This window comes from Methylophilus flavus (genome assembly GCF_042678905.1).
Lineage (GTDB): Bacteria > Pseudomonadota > Gammaproteobacteria > Burkholderiales > Methylophilaceae > Methylophilus > Methylophilus flavus.
Window position 1 is genome coordinate 727,346 of record NZ_JBHTLN010000001.1, and the last position, 16,043, is coordinate 743,388.

Sequence of the window (16,043 nt, forward strand, 5' to 3'; positions counted from 1 at the left end):
GTTGCCTAGTCCAGTCAAGACACGACTTGTGCCAGATGTTGCAGGCTAAACTGCATATCTGCACATTCATGAATATCCTGCTGCAGAAAATCATTGATCTGGTCACGCTTCCTGATAGCAACATCCAGCATGGGGTCAGCGCCCGCCTGGTAAGCACCGACGGCGATCAGATCCTGGTTACGCAAATAACGCGAGTACAGTTGCTTGAGCAAACGCGCCTGCTTCTGGTGTTCGCTACTGGTGATGTTATGCATGGCGCGGCTGATGGATTGCTCGATATCAATCGCCGGATAATGCCCGCTTTCGGCCAATGTACGATTGAGCACAATATGACCATCGAGAATGGCGCGGGCTGAATCGGCAATCGGGTCCTGCTGGTCATCACCTTCGGTCAGCACTGTATAGAAAGCCGTGATCGAACCCTCGCCACGTGCGCCATTACCGGTGCGCTCAACCAGCGCCGGCAGTTTGGCAAACACGGAAGGCGGATAGCCTTTGGTGGCCGGCGGCTCGCCGATCGCCAGCGCGATTTCGCGCTGTGCCATGGCATAACGGGTCAGTGAATCCATGATCAGTAACACATTTTTACCCTGCTTGCGGAAGCCCTCGGCAATGGTGGTCGCATAGCTCGCACCTTGTAGACGCATCAGTGCAGACACATCCGCCGGGGCAGCCACCACGACTGAACGCGCCAGGCCTTCAGGGCCCAGAATCTGTTCAATAAATTCCTGTACTTCACGGCCACGTTCACCAATCAGGCCGACCACGATCACATCGGCAGTGGTGTAACGTGCCATCATGCCCAGCAATACGCTTTTACCTACACCAGAACCGGCAAACAAACCCAGGCGTTGTCCACGCCCTACTGTCAGCATGGCATTAATGGCGCGCACGCCTACATCCATGGTTTCTTCAATCGGCGCCCGCATCAGCGGGTTGATCACGCGGCCACTCAAAGGCGCCGTCACATCGTTGGGAATCGGCCCCAGGCCATCGAGCGGAATGCCAGCGGCATCCACCACACGGCCAAGCAAGCCATCACCTATGGGAAAATGTCTTGCCCTGTCTTGCGCACGGCGGCGAGGTGGGCGGCCGAACTGGGGTTTAGGCAGGGTTTCGGTGACATCCATACTGAATACTTTGGCGCCAGGCACTACGCCTTCCACCGCTGTTTGCGGCATGAGCAACAGATTCTCGCCATCAAAGCCGACCACTTCAGCTTCAACACGGCCACCATCTTGCAAAGGGATATAACAGGCGCCACCAATAGGCATCTTGATACCGGTAGCGACCATGACCAGGCCGGTGACTTTAATTATGCGGCCAGCGACTTCCAGCGGCTCGACCAGGTTGATAATCTCGCGGCAGTCTTTCAAATAGCTTTGCCAGCGCTGGCTATGGATATTAGCCGGATTGGATACGGTAGTTTTTTCTGTGTCGCTTTGGGGTGTTTCGTTTGGCGCCGATGCCTCAGGCGAGGCTGTCAATGCCTCTGCAGCCGTAGCCTGTGCAGCGGGAATAGCAGATGGCAGGTCAGCATCATGTGCAGTGGTCATGTTTTATCTAATTCTCATACCGGATCAAGATCAGGAGCTGGCTCGAATGCTTTTTACTCATTCGTTGCAGCAGGTTTGTGCCAGTCATCATAACGGGACAAGCCTTGTACCAGACGCTTCCAGCGCATCTCATTGGTCGCATCAATCTGGTTTTCAGCAGTTTCAACCAGACAGCCACCACGTTCAATCTGGCTGTCTTCCACCAGTTGCCAGCCCTGGTCTTTCATCTGTTCAGCAATGCTGGCACGCAGGATTTTGGCATCCTCATGATGCACAATCACGCGGGCAGGCTGTTTCACTTGCGGCAGGTATTGCATGGCATCCAGTACCACCGGAATGATGCTTTGCGGATCCGCCTGCAGCTTGCTTTTGAGCATGGCTTTGGACAGTTCAAGCGCCAGTGTCAGCACTGATTCGGCAATCGCCACATCCTGCATGGAGAGTGCCTGCTGAAAGTTGCCGGACAATTGCAGCAATTGCGCACGCTCTGCTTCAATTTCATTCTGTACTTTACTCAGGCCGTCTTTATAGCCGCTCTTGAAACCGGCTTCATAGGCTTCCTGCCTGACCTGCTTGAGGATATGGCTGACGGTACGCGCGTTTTCTTCTGCCTGTACACGATCGCGCCTGACGCGCTCACTGGAAGCCACATCGTCAAAACTGGCCATTTCCCAGCGTTGATAAGCAGTCATTTGTTCCTTAGGGGTTGCAGAAGCTACCATGCTGAATATTCCTTCAAAAATGCTTTACACATACTGCTCGCTGTCACCTTTGCCAGCCAGCATGATCTGGCCTTCATCGGACAGGCGTCTGACTGTTTGCAGAATCACTTTTTGCTGTGTCTCGACTTCAGATAATTTCACTGGTCCACGGCTTTCCAGGTCTTCGCGCATCATATCGGCGGCACGGGAAGACATATTGCGGAAGAATTTCTCGCGCATTTCTTCGGAAGTGCCTTTCAGGGCCACGATCAGCACATCAGACTGCACTTCGCGCAGCAATACCTGTATGCCTCTGTCGTCGATATCAATGATGTTATCGAACACAAACATCTGGTCCATGATTTGTTGCGCCATGCCATCGTCATAGCTTTTCAGGCCATCCATCAATTTGGCTTCATTCTCGCCACTGAGGAAGTTCATGATTTCAGCGGCAGTTTTCACGCCACCTATGGTCTGGCGCTTGAGGTTATCGTTACCGGCCAGCATCTTCAGCATGCCTTCGTTCAGTTCGCGCAATGCGGTTGGCTTGACGCTGTCCAGCGTGGCGATCCGCAAAATCACATCCTGGCGTAAACGTTCGGTGAAGTGGCCAAGGATCTCGGCAGACTGTTCGGCTTCCAGGTGCGACAGAATCGTTGCAATAATCTGTGGGTGCTCGTTCTTGATGAAATCAGCCACGCTGAATGCATCCATCCATTTCAGGCTCTCGATACCTGCGGCGTCCTGCGATTGCGGGATACGGTTCAATAAATTGGAAGCCTTGTCATCGCCAAATGCTTTCACCAGCACAGAGCGGATATAACTGTCAGAATCCAGGCCGAAGTCGCTGCTGCCAGCAAAGTCCAGCATGAACTTCTCCAGCACTTCTTCCACTTCTTCTTTTGGCACCGGCTTCATTGAAGCCATGACAATGCCCAGCCGCTGTACTTCTTTCGGAGACAAGTGCTTCATGACTTCGGCTGCTTCGTCTTCGCCCAGCGCCAGCATCAGAATAGCGCTTTTTGTTAATCCATCAGACGCCATGTGTTATTTCTCCGCCGAGGTCCAGTTAGATACCACGTTAGCTACCATGCGCGGATTTTCCTTTGCCACCAGTTTTGCCGCTTCCAGCGTCGCGTTCAATGCGCTGGAGCTGGCAGCGCCTGGCAATGCCGGGGTTTCACCACTCAGCGTCACCAGTGCATCTTCTTCTGTCGTGCCCTCAGCACCGGGAAGTGCCGGTGCACCAGCCACCATCGCCAGCTGTTTCTTATCGGCGCCGGTCAGTTTACTGGCCAGAGGCTTGAGCAATTTCTTGTAGATCATCATCAATACGATGACTCCGGCCAGGAAGCGCAAGGCATCTTTACCGTACTCAATCATGACCGGGTCTTTCCACAATGGTGGCTCGACCAGTTTTTCCTGTGCTTCACTGATAAACGGTGTATTGACAACGGAAATAGTGTCACCACGTTCACGGTTGAAACCCATCGCCTGCATCGCCAGGTCACTCACTTGCTGTTTCTCGGCAGTGTTCAGTGCACGGTAAGTTGTTTTACCGGTGCTATCTACTACCGGGATATGGTTCACCACTACCGCTACGTGCAGGCGTTTGACGCCGCCTTTAGCCTGCTGGACATAACTGATGGTTTTATCCAGCTCATAATTGGTAGTCGTGTCTTTTTGGGTGTTTTGTGGCGGTGCTGGTGGAGCTGCAGCAGGCGCATTTTCATCACCACCTTGTGCGGCTGGTGTAGTGACAGGCGCAGTGGATTCACCCGGCGGCTGATTAGACACCGCACCAGGCACCGCACCATTGCTGCCACTGCTGTTTTGTGACTCATGATTCTGGGCGCTACGCACCGCCATGTCTTCAGGTTTGCTGTTAGGTTTGTAAGACTCGTTGGCCTGCTCAGTGTTGGAAAAATCAATCTCGGCACTGGCTTCGGCATGTACATTCTTGGCACCTACGATAGGCGTGATAATAGACTCGACGCGACGTGCGATATTGCTTTGCATATTTTCTACATAAGCCATCTGCTCCGGGTCCAGGCCATTCTGTTTGGCTTTATTGGCATTGTCAGACAACAGATTGCCATTCTGGTCGACCACGGTCACATGGTCTGCGGAAAGGTTAGGCACACTGCTGGCCACCAGGTGTACCACGGCACCGACTTGCTGACCATCCAGGCGGCGGCCATTATGCAGATTCAATAATACGGAAGCGGTCGGGTACTGCTGTTCACGCACAAACACGCTAGGTTTTGGAATGGCTAAATGAATACGGGCAGCCTGCACTGCGGAAATAGACTGGATACTACGCTCCAGCTCCCCTTCCAGGCCACGCTGGAAATTCACTTGCTCAACAAACTGGGAAACACCAAATTTCTGGTTTTCCAGTAATTCAAAACCGATATTGCCACCTTTAGGCAGGCCTTGTGCCGCCAGTTTCAGGCGTACCTGATGCACTTGTTCGGCAGGGATCATGATGGCACTGCCACCTTCGGAAAATTTGTATGGGATATTCAGTTTGTCTAGCTCAGCAACAATGGCGCCGCCATCTTTATCGGCAAAATTGGAGAACAGCACACGGTAATCCGGTTTCTGGCTCCATAGCCAAAACACTACCATCACCGCAACCACGGCGGCAATTCCAGCTACTAACAGCAATTTCTGGCCCATCTTACCGAATATGTCCGGTGTCGCAATCGTGGGCTCTATTGTTGAAGCAAGCGTGGCATCAGCAGCAGCCATTTAAATCTCCATGTTGACCGACCTGCGCCAGGCATATCGTACTGCACCGGGCATGTCGTTAATCTAAACAGAACACCATTACATTGGTATTCATACATGGGACACATTATGCGCCTCACCTGCAAATTCAAATTGGCAAATAAGACGGCTTAATATCGCCTATTTTTGAGAGCGACTCATTTGTAGCAATGTTAAAGTGGCTCCATTGTCATTAAAGGGTAAATACACCCGTTTTACGAAAGGAGACCACCATGAGCGTAGGCGGCATTGATGCACAACGCATTTCGTCCATGCTGGCACAATTACGTGCAGCAGCACAAAAACCTGAAGGCCTGGGCGCTGGTGCCACACAGGCACTGAACGCGGTACAGAAACCCACTGCTGCCAGCCCTACCAGCCAGGTCAGCTTTAGCGATGCCCTGAAATCCTCTCTGGATTCGGTTAACAATATGCAACTGCAGTCCGAGAAACTCGGACAGGACTTTGCCATGGGCAACGATAACGTCAGCCTGTCTGACGTCATGATTTCCGGCCAGAAAGCCAACATCGCCTTCCAGGCCACGGTACAGGTACGCAATAAACTGGTGAGTGCCTATCAGGACATGATGAATATGCAGGTTTAAATCCCTGCATTTAGATAGTCTCATCACTTCAATCCCTATACCAGCTACTTACTCGCGACGCACCGCTTGCTTCTTGAACAAGGCGCTTCGCGAGCTACTTAGACGTCAGGCGCTTCACGCACAACGCCCTGCTCCAACTGATACAGCCATGCCAGTATCTCGGCGATCGCCTGATATAACTGGGGCGGGATATGCGCATCTAGCTCCACCTGCATCAACAATCCCAGTAACGCTTGCGATTCATGCACATAGACATTGTGTTCTCTGGCAATGGCGATAATACGCTCCGCCAGCAGGCCGTTCCCTTTTGCCACCACACGCGGCGCCAGGTCTCCTGCTTCATACGCCAGCGCGATGGCTGACTGGGTCAAAGGCTTATCCTGCAGCATATTGCTGCCTGTCTGCTTCATGCGCGTCGCTGGTGATTTGCAATGACTCCAGGGTCAGCCCGGCAGATTGCAAATTTGCTGCCAGCCCACTACGGCTGGATTGCATGGCAGTGAATGCACTATCTTCTTCAGGTTGCACACGGATAGAGAAGCGTCCGTTGACCATGGTGATGCGTACTGAGACTTCACCCAGCTGCGGGAGTTGCAACTTCATGTTACTTTGTATTGCATTCAATGCAGGATCGTCTGCTGACTGGACGGAGGACTCGCGCTCACTGATCTCCCAGTGCATGCTTTGCCCAGGCCAGACTTCACCATGCCAGGCCAGGCGTTGCTGTTCCAGCACCTGCAACTGCTGGGCCACCATTTCCGGTGGCATAAAATTGGGTTTGTTTTGCGGTTCCTGCAATAGCTGATGCCAGGGCCGGCTGCCCAGTGCTGCATCCTTGAGGTGGGATTCGTAAAACAGGCCGGAACTGTCCAGCGCATGTTTTAAATCCTGCGCCAGTACCTGCGGCTTTTGCGGGCTATGGCTGACAATCGCTTGTGCCTGCAATGCATTTGCCTGCTGCTGGAACATGGGTGAGTTTAACCAGCGCTGTAACTGCTGGGCAGGGTTACTCAAATCGACCTGGCTGGCGGTCTGCCCCGCCATCGCCCCTAACAGCTGAGGCAGATTATCCGCTGTGTCTGATTGCGATGCGGTCAGCAATCCGGTCGTCACCAGGCTGGTGGCAGGCTGATCAGCGGTTTTAGGCTGGGTCTGTATCCCCCAACGCACTTGCGGGTATACGCTTTGTGCGTCTTTCCCGGTCGCTGCCTGGCCCAGGTATTGCATTTGCAGGGCTTGTTGCTGAGCAAGATGTGCGGGTAATTGCATCTGCACCACAGCCGGTTGCTGGTTGGGGAGTTGCACCTGGACTTTGAAATTGGCCAGTTCCGAGCCATTGGCGACATTGGATTCTTTTTGCAGGATCATGCCGGTGAATTGCATGCCCGGGCGAAGGCGGCTCCACAAGGGCGCTTCGGATTGTGCCCCTTCAACCGGCAGGATCGAGGAGACGGCACGCAAGCTCTCTGTTTCTTGTGCTACGAAACGATTAGCGAGAACTTGCTGGATAGGAATCATTTATTTAGCACTCGCTATATGGCATCGGGCGGGATGCGCGCATGTAGCTGCGCATCAAAAATCATATCGGTAATCCTGTGCATCACCGGGTAAAGCAGGTTACGGATCTCGCCATCATCGGCCAGGATTTTCTGTACCAGCTTCTGTTTGCGGCTATGTTCTTCCGCGTTCAATGTTTCGGATTGCAAGCGCAGGTTTTGTTCCAGCGTTTTAATCACTTCGATCTTGAGCATATAAGACTGCTCAAGTTCGGTGACTTTTTCCCAGGCGCTTTGTCTGGCGGCAATCAGCATCTGCTCCATGATTTTCGCAGAAGATTCATAGGTATCAATCAGTGCTTTTGACATCATCTTATACTCCGGCAACAGCCAAACGGTTGGTATTTACTGCAGGAATGGACTGCGCCTTTTGAGAAACCAGTGCATTAAAAGGTGCGCTAGCCTGGACAGTCTTTTGGGCACCGGATTTCTCCAGTGATTCCCATGCACTTTTCAACTCCATCAATAACTGCTGGATTTCATTTACTTTCTTCACATCCAGACGCAAGCTGGCCTGCATCAGGGTACGTGTCATATACAGGTAAAGCTCATCCAGGTTGCTGGCAATCTGGCCACCGGCACGTTTATCCAGGCTGGATCGCAAGCCATTATCAATGATCGAAACCGCTTTGGTCAGGCACTCGCCTTTTTTCTGGATATTGCCCTGCCCCATCGCCTGCTGGGCCTGGATACACGCGGTAATCGCGCCTTCATACAACATCACAGTCAACTTCAGGGGGCTGGCATCTACCACGCCGGTTTCCAAGCCAACATTCGCATAAGCATTAATGCCTGATTGTTTCATTCCAAACATAAAATTCTCCTGATTCCTAATTCCTGATGCTGTTAGCTTTTATTCAATGCAGCAATTTGTTGACTGAGGTATGAGCTGGTACTTTGCATACCGGAAAGTAATGCATCCAGTTTTGCGTACTGCGCCCTGTATCGCGCTTCAATCGCTGGTAATTTTGCGCTTAAATCCGTAGATTTCTTGTTCAGTGCCTTGATAGAGGTCTGGATACCGTCGGTTTTAACGGTCAATGAACCGGTCGTATCCAGCCAGCCGCCTATCATGCTGCTGAGTTCACCCGCCAGGCCTTTGTTAAAAGTCACCGTGCCACGGCTGCCTGTAGCGGAGCCATTGATGGAAACCTTGAGACCCTGGGCTGCATTGTCAGCCGCACCGATCAGGCTGGCGCCGCTGCCATAAGCCGTCACGCCATTGATCATACCGGCTGCATCCTGGCTGCTCGTTCCCAGACTGGTCACATTGATTGCATAAGTACCGGTCTGTGTCTTGTTCGAGCTGCTGACATACGTTACTTGCGGGTCCGAGGTCGTGGCAGAAGGCGAAAACAATTTGGCCACATCGGTTAAATTGGTGTTTAACGCCGTGGTTAATTTGGCAGTATCCAGCGTAAGTACGCCATTTTCACCTGACTTCACCCCGATATCACTCAGCGTGCGGAAGGTGGTTGCCGTGGTTGAAGGACGTGCCAGCATGGATTTGAGCTTGACCATAATGTCGCGCGTGGTTGAATCCCCGAGCAAAGGCCCGTTGGAGGTAGAACCCCCTTCTACAAACTTGGTCAGGTCACGCAAGCTTGAATTCAGCTTGTTGTAGGCATCGACAAAGTTCTGTACCGATGCCTGTATGGTGTCAGTGTCTGTGGCGATTTCCAGCGTGGTATTGACGCTGGTGATGGATTTCAGGTTTAAAGTCACCCCCTGGATCACATCATTCAACGTATTGCTTGGCTTGCTGATACTCAGGCCATCCACCGTCAGCAGGGCATTTTGTGCGCCCACCAGCTGTGTCATGTTTTTACCTGCACCCACAGTGCTTAACGGGTCATAGGCCAGCGCTGATAAACCGGTACCATCCGTGCTGTTCCCATCACCATCAGTGACATCAATTTTCAGGCTGTTGACCGCACCGGTATCTTTTGAAGTGATCACCAGGCGGTTACCGCTACCGTCATTCACGATTGATGCGGATACTGAAGCATTTTTGGCATTGATCGCATCACGAATCCCGGACAGTGTATTGTTGGTACTGTCTATGGTGATACTCAATGCCTGCTTGTCTGCATTGGCCGTGAAGCTTGCAGGGCTGGCAGTGTAGGTACCAAAAGAGATATTGAGCGTCCCTGTGCCGATCACATCGGTGGCACTGGCATAAGCCGATGTTGCGAGTTTTTGTGAAGTAGCCAGCTGGGTGACTGAAATGCTGTAGCTGCCGTTTGCCGCTGTACCGTCCGCAGTCGCCGCAAGGCTGCTGCTGTCAGTCAGTTTGGCAGATTGTGCCGTGAATTTGGCGGCGGTTGCCAGTTTATCAACGGCGGCCTGAAAAGTACTTAAACCGCTTTTCAACGTGCCGTAAGCGGTGAGTTTGGTATTGTATGAGCTGACTTGTGTCTTGATTTGTGTGATGGGCTGTTGTTCAAGCGTCATCAACCCGGTGACTATCGAGTCAATTGCCAGACCGGATGCACCGGTTGTTGATGTAATTGAAGCCATCTTTTAATCTCCAGACACTTTTAAAACAGTTGCCCTAAACTGCCTGCCTGATCACCAGACCACGCAATTTATCCAGGGTTTTACTAATCGCAAGTACTTCTTCATTCGGGATCTGGCGCAATACTTTTTGTGTTTCAGTATCCACTACCTTCACCACGATGCGATCAGACTCATCATCAATCGAAAACTCTATGGTTTGCAATGCGGGCGCAACATACTCATTCAACTTGTTCACCGCACCTGTCAAAGTTGCTTTATCCAATACATCAGCAGCTTTTTGCTCACCATTTCCATACTTCACCAACTTAAGACTGTTTACAGCAGCCAGTCCGCTTAACGGACGTCCACCTATTCCATCTATAGATTGACTCATGATATTGCTCCTTCTGCTTAACCTAAATCCACAGAGAGTGTTCTCTGTGGATCAGGATTCGACTGGTTTAGGGAATTAACCTCTTAACAGTGTCATCACTTGGTTAGGCAGCTGGTTAGCTTGAGCCAACATCGCTGTACCTGCTTGTTGCAGGATCTGTGCACGTGTCATCTTCGCTGTTTCTGAAGCAAAGTCAGCATCCATGATACGAGACTTGGCAGCAGACATGTTCTCAGAAGAGATTTGCAGGTTGCTGATCACAGATTCAAAACGGTTCTGGTAAGCACCCAATGTCGCACGGTTGGTGTTTACTGAATCCAGTGCTGAGTCGATCGCTGTCAGTGCTGCAGAAGCCGCAGAAGCTGAAGACAGTGAACCAGCCATACTTACCGCAGCGACAGAGCTTACGCTGATGGTGTCAGAAGCATCTGCACCTACCTGGAACTGATAACCTTTACCTAATGCAGCTTCACCGTTGAACTTGGTTGCAGTACTTAAACGTGTCAACTCTTCTTTCAGTTGTGTGTATTCTGCATCCAGGTTTGCACGGTCACCAGAGCTGTAAGAACCGTTAGCTGCCTGTACAGCCAATTCACGCATACGTTGCAGAGCATCTGTACCTTTAGACAAACCACCTTCAGCAGTTTGCAGGAAAGAGATCGCGTCGTTAGAGTTACGAACTGCAACATCCATACCGCGGATTTGAGCATCCATACGTGTTGCAATTGCCAAGCCGGCGGCGTCATCTTTAGAACTGTTGATACGCAGACCTGAAGACAAACGTTGAATCGATTGATTCATGCTTGACTGGGAAGTACCCAGGTTACGTTGTGCGTTTAAAGATGCAATGTTTGTGTTAATTACTGAAGCCATGTTATTTCTCCTTGAGAGTCGTATATCCAGTTAAGTGTCAAATCGTCGTATTACTATTACTTCAACGTTGATTCGCTTACTACTTACTAAATCTTGCTAATTCATCGTTGTTGTTTATGTTATCGACCGCTTCCGAAATTTCTTTAATGTTGCATTTAAAATTTCTTTTTTACATCTTTACATCGGTCGAGCACTTGTTTCTGTTAACGACGGCTCTTCGGAGTTCTTTAGTCCTTGTTGAAATTTCATGGTTATAAATTCAATTTGACCTATTTTAAATAAGGCCAGCCCGAATTCATTTGCGGAGTTAGCCGTGAATCACCTCTTAATTTATTTAACTAGCTGATGCGATATCTGCCTGAAAAGCAACCTTATATATAGATAAGGATTTAAAGGTACTTTAAGGCGTTTTTCACACAATCAATTTCATGCCCTGCATTTCATAATTCCTATAGATGTTCAGCTCGCCTTTCTGGCGGATGTGAACTAGGCATATATATAGGAGTGTTGCATGGCATCAGTTTATGTAGGTATGACGGTAGATATTCTGCATCACGGACATATCAATATCATCGAGCAGGCAAGAAAGTATGGCGATGTCACGATTGGTTTATTGTCCGATGCGGCTGTGGCAGATCACAAACGCTTGCCCTACCTGACTTATGATCAACGTAAATCTATCGTTGAGAATATCCGTGGTGTGGTGAATGTCGTGCCACAGGATGAATGGGACTATGCGCCCAACCTGCTGAAACACAAACCTGACATCATGGTGCATGGCGATGACTGGCTGGATGGCCCGTTACTGCCTTATCGTGAACGCGCCCGCGCAGCACTGGCTGAATATGGCGGCCACCTGATCGAGATTCCTTATACCCGCGGCATCTCCTCAAATGAAATGCTGGGCCAGATTCAAACACTGGGCACCACCCCTGATATCCGCCGCCGTACCTTAAAAAGATTGCTGGCGGCCAAACCGATTTCCCGTTTTATTGAAGCGCACAATCCGATCTCGGCCCTGATTGCAGAGCATGCCATCGCCCAGCGCAATGGCAAGAACTGCCAGTTCGATGGTTTCTGGTCCAGTTCTCTGACCGACTCAACCGCGCGCGGCAAACCGGATATTGAAGCGCTTGAGATCAACAGCCGCTTATCCAATATCAACGATATTTTTGATGTCACGACCAAACCACTGGTGATGGACGCTGATACCGGCGGCAAGCTGGAGCACTTTGAACTCAATGTGCGCAGCATGGAGCGCCTGGGTATTTCCGCCACTATCATAGAAGACAAGATAGGTCTGAAAAAGAATTCCTTGTTTGGCAATGAGGTGGCGCAATTGCAGGATGACATTCAACCGTTCTGCGACAAGATCGCCGCCGGCCGTGCCGCCCGTGTCAGTGATGACTTTATGGTGATTGCGCGTATCGAAAGCCTGATCCTGGAAAAAGGCATGGAAGACGCCGTCAAACGTGCACAAGCTTATGTCGGTGCAGGCGTAGACGGCATCATGATCCACAGCCGCCAGAAATCGCCGGATGAAGTATTCGAGTTTGCCAAAATCTTCAAATCCGAATTCCCGACCACGCCATTGGTATGTGTCCCTACCAGCTATTGCACGGTGACCGAAGAAGAACTGGCCGCACGTGGATTCAACCTGGTGATTTATGCCAACCATATGATGCGCGCGGCTTATCCGGCCATGCAGCGCACGGCCATGGAAATTCTCAAGAACGGCAGAACCGCAGAAGTCGAATCCGAACTGATGTCGATCAACGATGTGCTGTCGCTGATTCCCGGTACCAAATAATAAAAGGAGCATCCATCATGATTGAAGCTGGTGCATTTCTGGAAGCGCTGCAACATGCAGGTGTGCAGTTTTTTACGGGCGTGCCCGATTCCTTATTAAAGGAATTGTGTGCCTGCTTTTCTGACCGCCTGCCCGAGCATAAACATGTGATCGCTGCCAATGAAGGCGGCGCCACTGGCCTGGCGATGGGACATTACCTGGCGACCGGTAGCCCGGCACTGGTGTATATGCAGAATTCGGGCCTGGGTAATGTGGTGAATCCGATTGCGTCACTGGCAGACCCGCAGATTTATGGTATCCCCATGCTGATGGTGATCGGCTGGCGCGGTGAAATGCAGCAGGATGGCACCCAGATCCATGATGAGCCTCAGCATGTCAAGCAAGGCCAGATCACGCTGGAACAGCTGGAAATGATGGGCATCCCGTTTGAGATTTTCCAGACAGACTTAAGTTGCGCCTTAACACAGACCCGTCGCCTGCTGGCATTGGCAAAACGTCGCTCCGGCCCGGTGGCCCTGGTGGTGCGCAAACAGAGCTTTGCCCCGTATAAAGCCAAAACAGTGATTAAATCCGGCCATGCCAATGAAGCCACCCTGCCAAGCCGTGAAGATATGCTGAGCAATATCGTGCGCCTGCTGGCTGAGGATGTTGCCGTGGTCGCGACCACCGGCATGGCATCGCGTGAGTTATTTGAATTCCGCCATGCTCAGAATAGTGGTCATTCGCGCGACTTTTTAACCGTGGGTGGTATGGGGCATGCCTCACAGATCGCTTGTGGCATCGCACTCGCTCAACCTGACCGGCAAGTGGTTTGCCTGGATGGTGACGGCGCCATGCTCATGCATATGGGTAGCCTGACGCTCAGCGCCCAGCAGCGCAACCTTGTGCATATCGTCTTTAACAACGGCGCACATGATTCCGTTGGTGGCCAACCGACCGTTGCTGCACAATTGAATTTATCCAGCATTGCCAAAGCGGCCGGATACCAATGGGTGATTCGCGTCAGTTCAGGCAGCCAGCTAAATGAATCGCTGCAATATGCATTAAGCCTGGGCCAGAGCTGCTTTATTGAAGTGCTGTGCCGTCGCGGTGCACGCGCCGATCTTGGCCGCCCTACCCGTACACCGGCACAGAACAAACAGGACTTTATGCAATTTCTGGAAGAGGTCGCGTATGCCTGACCAGTCGCCAACCTTACTAGCGCATATCACGCAGCAAAACAGCGCCAAAGCCTTGTTTACCGCAGGGCCTGCCAGCTTGCTGGAAGAAAACCTGCTAGGCCTGCGCCCGTGTTTTGGCCGGGGTGACACCGATTACCAGCAAGTGGAACAGGCTGTACTCGATGCATTAAAAAGCATGACAGGTCATGCGCAGATCGCCCGCCTGCAAGGTTCTGCCAGCCTGGCGCTGGAAATCGCCTCATTGAATTTTCTGTTCGGCAAAGTACTGGTGATAGACAGCGGCTATTACGCACAACGCCTGGTCAGTTTTGCTGAAGCGGCACAACGCCTGGGCCATGTCAGATCAGTGACTGTCGTCAACTGGCTGGACCTGGCAGATATCGCCGACCAGTATGACTGGATAGTGGCTTGTTATACCGAAACCAGCATAGGCCTGAAACTGCCTATGAATGAATTGCGTGCACTGGCGAACCGTGCCGACGCGCAACTATTCCTGGATGCGACCGCTTCAATTGGTCTCGAAGCCGACCATGACCAGGCGGATGTGATTGCCTATAGCTCCTGCAAAGGCCTGTTTGGCCTGACCGGTGCCGCCTTTATTGCCTTTAACCAGTTACCGACCAATAGCGTAGACGGGTTTTACCTGAACCTGCATACCCACCTGGAACGGCGTATGACTGGCCCTTACCATGCGATCGCTTCGCTATATGAAGTGTTGCCCAAGCATAATGATTTACGCGAGGCGGTGTTTATTAACAAGGCGGCCATGCTGCAAAAATTTGCAAACTATGCCACCCACCCGGCCAGCCACCAGCCTGCATTATGCACCTGGGTGGATGCCAGGATAGGCTCACAAGACCCGCGTGCCGTGTTGTATGCACCACGCGGCATCAGCCGTGGCAGCGTGGTTTGCCATCTTGGTGAAGCGCACCTTGGCTCATCTGCACAGGGTGATATCTTGAATATGCTGGAGGTACTGGCGTGAACGCACCTAAACGCATCATGGTCGATATGTCCGCCACGCTGATCCATCACGGCCATGTCCGCCTGCTGAAACAGGCGAAACAGCTAGGGCACGTAGTAGTGGCCTTGACCACCGATGAAGAGATACGCAGTAAAAAAGGCTACGAGCCAGAACTGGATTATGCCGCGCGTGCAGAAGTATTACTGGCCATGCGCGATGTCGATGAAGTCGTGCCCAGCCCCTGGTTGCTGGATGAAGCGTTTTTAGCGCAGCACAATATCGATCTACTGGTACACGGTCACGACAACAGCAACCCGATCGCCGCTGAAAAATTACATATCCTGCCACGTACAGAAGGCATCAGCAGCACGCAACTGCGTGCCCGTGTACTGAAAGCCGTCAGTCAAAAAATGGAAGCTAACTCATGAGCAATTTATGGCAACAAATCTGGGAAAAACGTACCCTGCAACCACAACATGCAATCACGCTCGAGACCTTGATCTCGCTGGATGGCTTTGATAGCGGTGCCGGCAAGATCAATCTGGCCGACTGGCAGGAATATACCCGCCGTATCAGTGAAAAGCTGGAGCTGAAACCGGGCAACTCCGTATTTGAAGTAGGTTGCGGTGCCGGGGCTTTCCTCTTCTCATTACGTGAACAAATGGCGCTGGAAGTCGGCGGCCTGGATTATGCCGCAGGTCTGATAGCAGCCGCGCAAAAAGCCATGCCAGATGGTGAATTCCTGGTACAGGGTGCGCAGTCGCTCGATACAGAAACAACATACGATTTTGTCATCGCCAACAGCGTGTTTCATTATTTTGATGAGGCGACCGCCGCGCAGGTATTACAGGCCATGTGGAAAAAAACCAGGCATGGGATTGCCATACTGGATGTGCCGAATGCGGCCACTCGTGAAGCCTGTGAACTGGCTCGCCGTGAAGCGCTGACCGAGGCTGAATACGAAGAGAAATACCGTGGTTTGCACCACACCTATTACACACCGGAATGGTTTATCAATCAGTTACCGGAATGGCCACACCAGGCCTTCGAAAGCTGCGTGCCTAACTATACGCAAAGCGAATTTCGTTTCAGTGTGATTTTCTCCAAACACTTACATGGATAACGACTGATC

At 51.6% G+C, this 16,043-nt stretch carries 17 protein-coding genes; 6 read left to right on the forward strand and 11 right to left on the reverse strand.

Annotated features, from left to right (window positions below; translation table 11 throughout):
- Positions 1 to 14 precede the first annotated feature (14 nt).
- From fliI to fliF, 4 genes are read right to left on the reverse strand one after another with little or no spacing between them, the layout of a single operon-like run.
- Positions 15 to 1,556 (reverse strand): flagellar protein export ATPase FliI, encoded by a 1,542-nt coding sequence (fliI, locus tag ACFQ2T_RS03425; RefSeq protein WP_379030536.1) that lies wholly within the window; start codon positions 1,554 to 1,556, stop codon positions 15 to 17.
- A 53-nt stretch (positions 1,557 to 1,609) separates the two neighbouring features.
- Positions 1,610 to 2,278 (reverse strand): FliH/SctL family protein, encoded by a 669-nt coding sequence (locus ACFQ2T_RS03430; protein WP_379030539.1) that lies wholly within the window; start codon positions 2,276 to 2,278, stop codon positions 1,610 to 1,612.
- 24 nt (positions 2,279 to 2,302) lie between these two features.
- On the reverse strand, positions 2,303 to 3,301 hold the full coding sequence (gene fliG, locus ACFQ2T_RS03435) for a flagellar motor switch protein FliG (RefSeq protein ID WP_379030542.1): 999 nt from the start codon (positions 3,299 to 3,301) through the stop codon (positions 2,303 to 2,305).
- A 3-nt stretch (positions 3,302 to 3,304) separates the two neighbouring features.
- Positions 3,305 to 5,011 carry a flagellar basal-body MS-ring/collar protein FliF gene (gene fliF / locus ACFQ2T_RS03440; protein ID WP_379030545.1) on the reverse strand — a complete coding sequence of 569 codons (1,707 nt, stop codon included), beginning with the start codon at positions 5,009 to 5,011 and terminating at the stop codon, positions 3,305 to 3,307.
- Between the two features lie 251 nt (positions 5,012 to 5,262).
- On the opposite strand from fliF, the gene fliE reads away from it, so the two are divergent.
- Entirely contained in the window at positions 5,263 to 5,634 is a 372-nt protein-coding gene (fliE, locus tag ACFQ2T_RS03445; RefSeq protein WP_379030548.1) for a flagellar hook-basal body complex protein FliE, read from the forward strand.
- A 98-nt stretch (positions 5,635 to 5,732) separates the two neighbouring features.
- Here fliE and ACFQ2T_RS03450 read toward each other — a convergent pair whose 3' ends face one another.
- The 7 genes from ACFQ2T_RS03450 to ACFQ2T_RS03480 form a co-directional block, all read right to left on the reverse strand.
- Positions 5,733 to 6,023 (reverse strand): EscU/YscU/HrcU family type III secretion system export apparatus switch protein, encoded by a 291-nt coding sequence (locus tag ACFQ2T_RS03450; RefSeq protein ID WP_379033873.1) that lies wholly within the window; start codon positions 6,021 to 6,023, stop codon positions 5,733 to 5,735.
- Positions 6,010 to 7,152, reverse strand: coding sequence for a flagellar hook-length control protein FliK (fliK, locus tag ACFQ2T_RS03455; protein ID WP_379030551.1), 1,143 nt, complete (start codon positions 7,150 to 7,152; stop codon positions 6,010 to 6,012). Before fliK ends, ACFQ2T_RS03450 begins: the two co-directional genes overlap by 14 nt.
- A 14-nt stretch (positions 7,153 to 7,166) precedes the next feature.
- The gene (locus ACFQ2T_RS03460) at positions 7,167 to 7,502 is read right to left on the reverse strand and encodes a flagellar protein FliT (protein WP_379030554.1); all 336 of its coding nucleotides are present in this window, start codon (positions 7,500 to 7,502) and stop codon (positions 7,167 to 7,169) included.
- 1 nt (position 7,503) lies between these two features.
- The gene (fliS, locus tag ACFQ2T_RS03465; RefSeq protein WP_379030557.1) at positions 7,504 to 8,004 is read right to left on the reverse strand and encodes a flagellar export chaperone FliS; all 501 of its coding nucleotides are present in this window, start codon (positions 8,002 to 8,004) and stop codon (positions 7,504 to 7,506) included.
- 32 nt (positions 8,005 to 8,036) lie between these two features.
- The gene (fliD, locus tag ACFQ2T_RS03470) at positions 8,037 to 9,710 is read right to left on the reverse strand and encodes a flagellar filament capping protein FliD (protein ID WP_379030559.1); all 1,674 of its coding nucleotides are present in this window, start codon (positions 9,708 to 9,710) and stop codon (positions 8,037 to 8,039) included.
- Between the two features lie 34 nt (positions 9,711 to 9,744).
- Complete coding sequence (locus ACFQ2T_RS03475) at positions 9,745 to 10,086, reverse strand: flagellar protein FlaG (RefSeq protein WP_379033875.1); 342 nt, start codon at positions 10,084 to 10,086, stop codon at positions 9,745 to 9,747.
- Positions 10,087 to 10,158: 72 nt separating this feature from the next.
- Positions 10,159 to 10,956 (reverse strand): flagellin N-terminal helical domain-containing protein, encoded by a 798-nt coding sequence (locus tag ACFQ2T_RS03480; RefSeq protein ID WP_379030562.1) that lies wholly within the window; start codon positions 10,954 to 10,956, stop codon positions 10,159 to 10,161.
- A gap of 511 nt (positions 10,957 to 11,467) precedes the next feature.
- Here ACFQ2T_RS03480 and aepX point away from each other — a divergent pair.
- Genes aepX through ACFQ2T_RS03505 form a run of 5 tightly spaced genes read left to right on the forward strand, consistent with a single transcriptional unit; the run spans position 11,468 to position 16,034 of the window.
- Complete coding sequence (aepX, locus tag ACFQ2T_RS03485) at positions 11,468 to 12,766, forward strand: phosphoenolpyruvate mutase (protein ID WP_055830994.1); 1,299 nt, start codon at positions 11,468 to 11,470, stop codon at positions 12,764 to 12,766.
- Between the two features lie 17 nt (positions 12,767 to 12,783).
- Positions 12,784 to 13,947, forward strand: coding sequence for a phosphonopyruvate decarboxylase (gene aepY / locus ACFQ2T_RS03490; RefSeq protein WP_379030565.1), 1,164 nt, complete (start codon positions 12,784 to 12,786; stop codon positions 13,945 to 13,947).
- Complete coding sequence (locus ACFQ2T_RS03495) at positions 13,940 to 14,932, forward strand: hypothetical protein (RefSeq protein ID WP_379030568.1); 993 nt, start codon at positions 13,940 to 13,942, stop codon at positions 14,930 to 14,932. Before aepY ends, ACFQ2T_RS03495 begins: the two co-directional genes overlap by 8 nt.
- Positions 14,929 to 15,339 (forward strand): adenylyltransferase/cytidyltransferase family protein, encoded by a 411-nt coding sequence (locus tag ACFQ2T_RS03500; RefSeq protein WP_229007139.1) that lies wholly within the window; start codon positions 14,929 to 14,931, stop codon positions 15,337 to 15,339. The genes ACFQ2T_RS03495 and ACFQ2T_RS03500 overlap by 4 nt, the downstream gene beginning before the upstream one ends.
- Positions 15,336 to 16,034, forward strand: a complete 699-nt coding sequence (locus ACFQ2T_RS03505) for a class I SAM-dependent methyltransferase (RefSeq protein WP_379030571.1) — start codon at positions 15,336 to 15,338, stop codon at positions 16,032 to 16,034. The genes ACFQ2T_RS03500 and ACFQ2T_RS03505 overlap by 4 nt, the downstream gene beginning before the upstream one ends.
- The last annotated feature ends 9 nt before the right edge of the window (positions 16,035 to 16,043 follow it).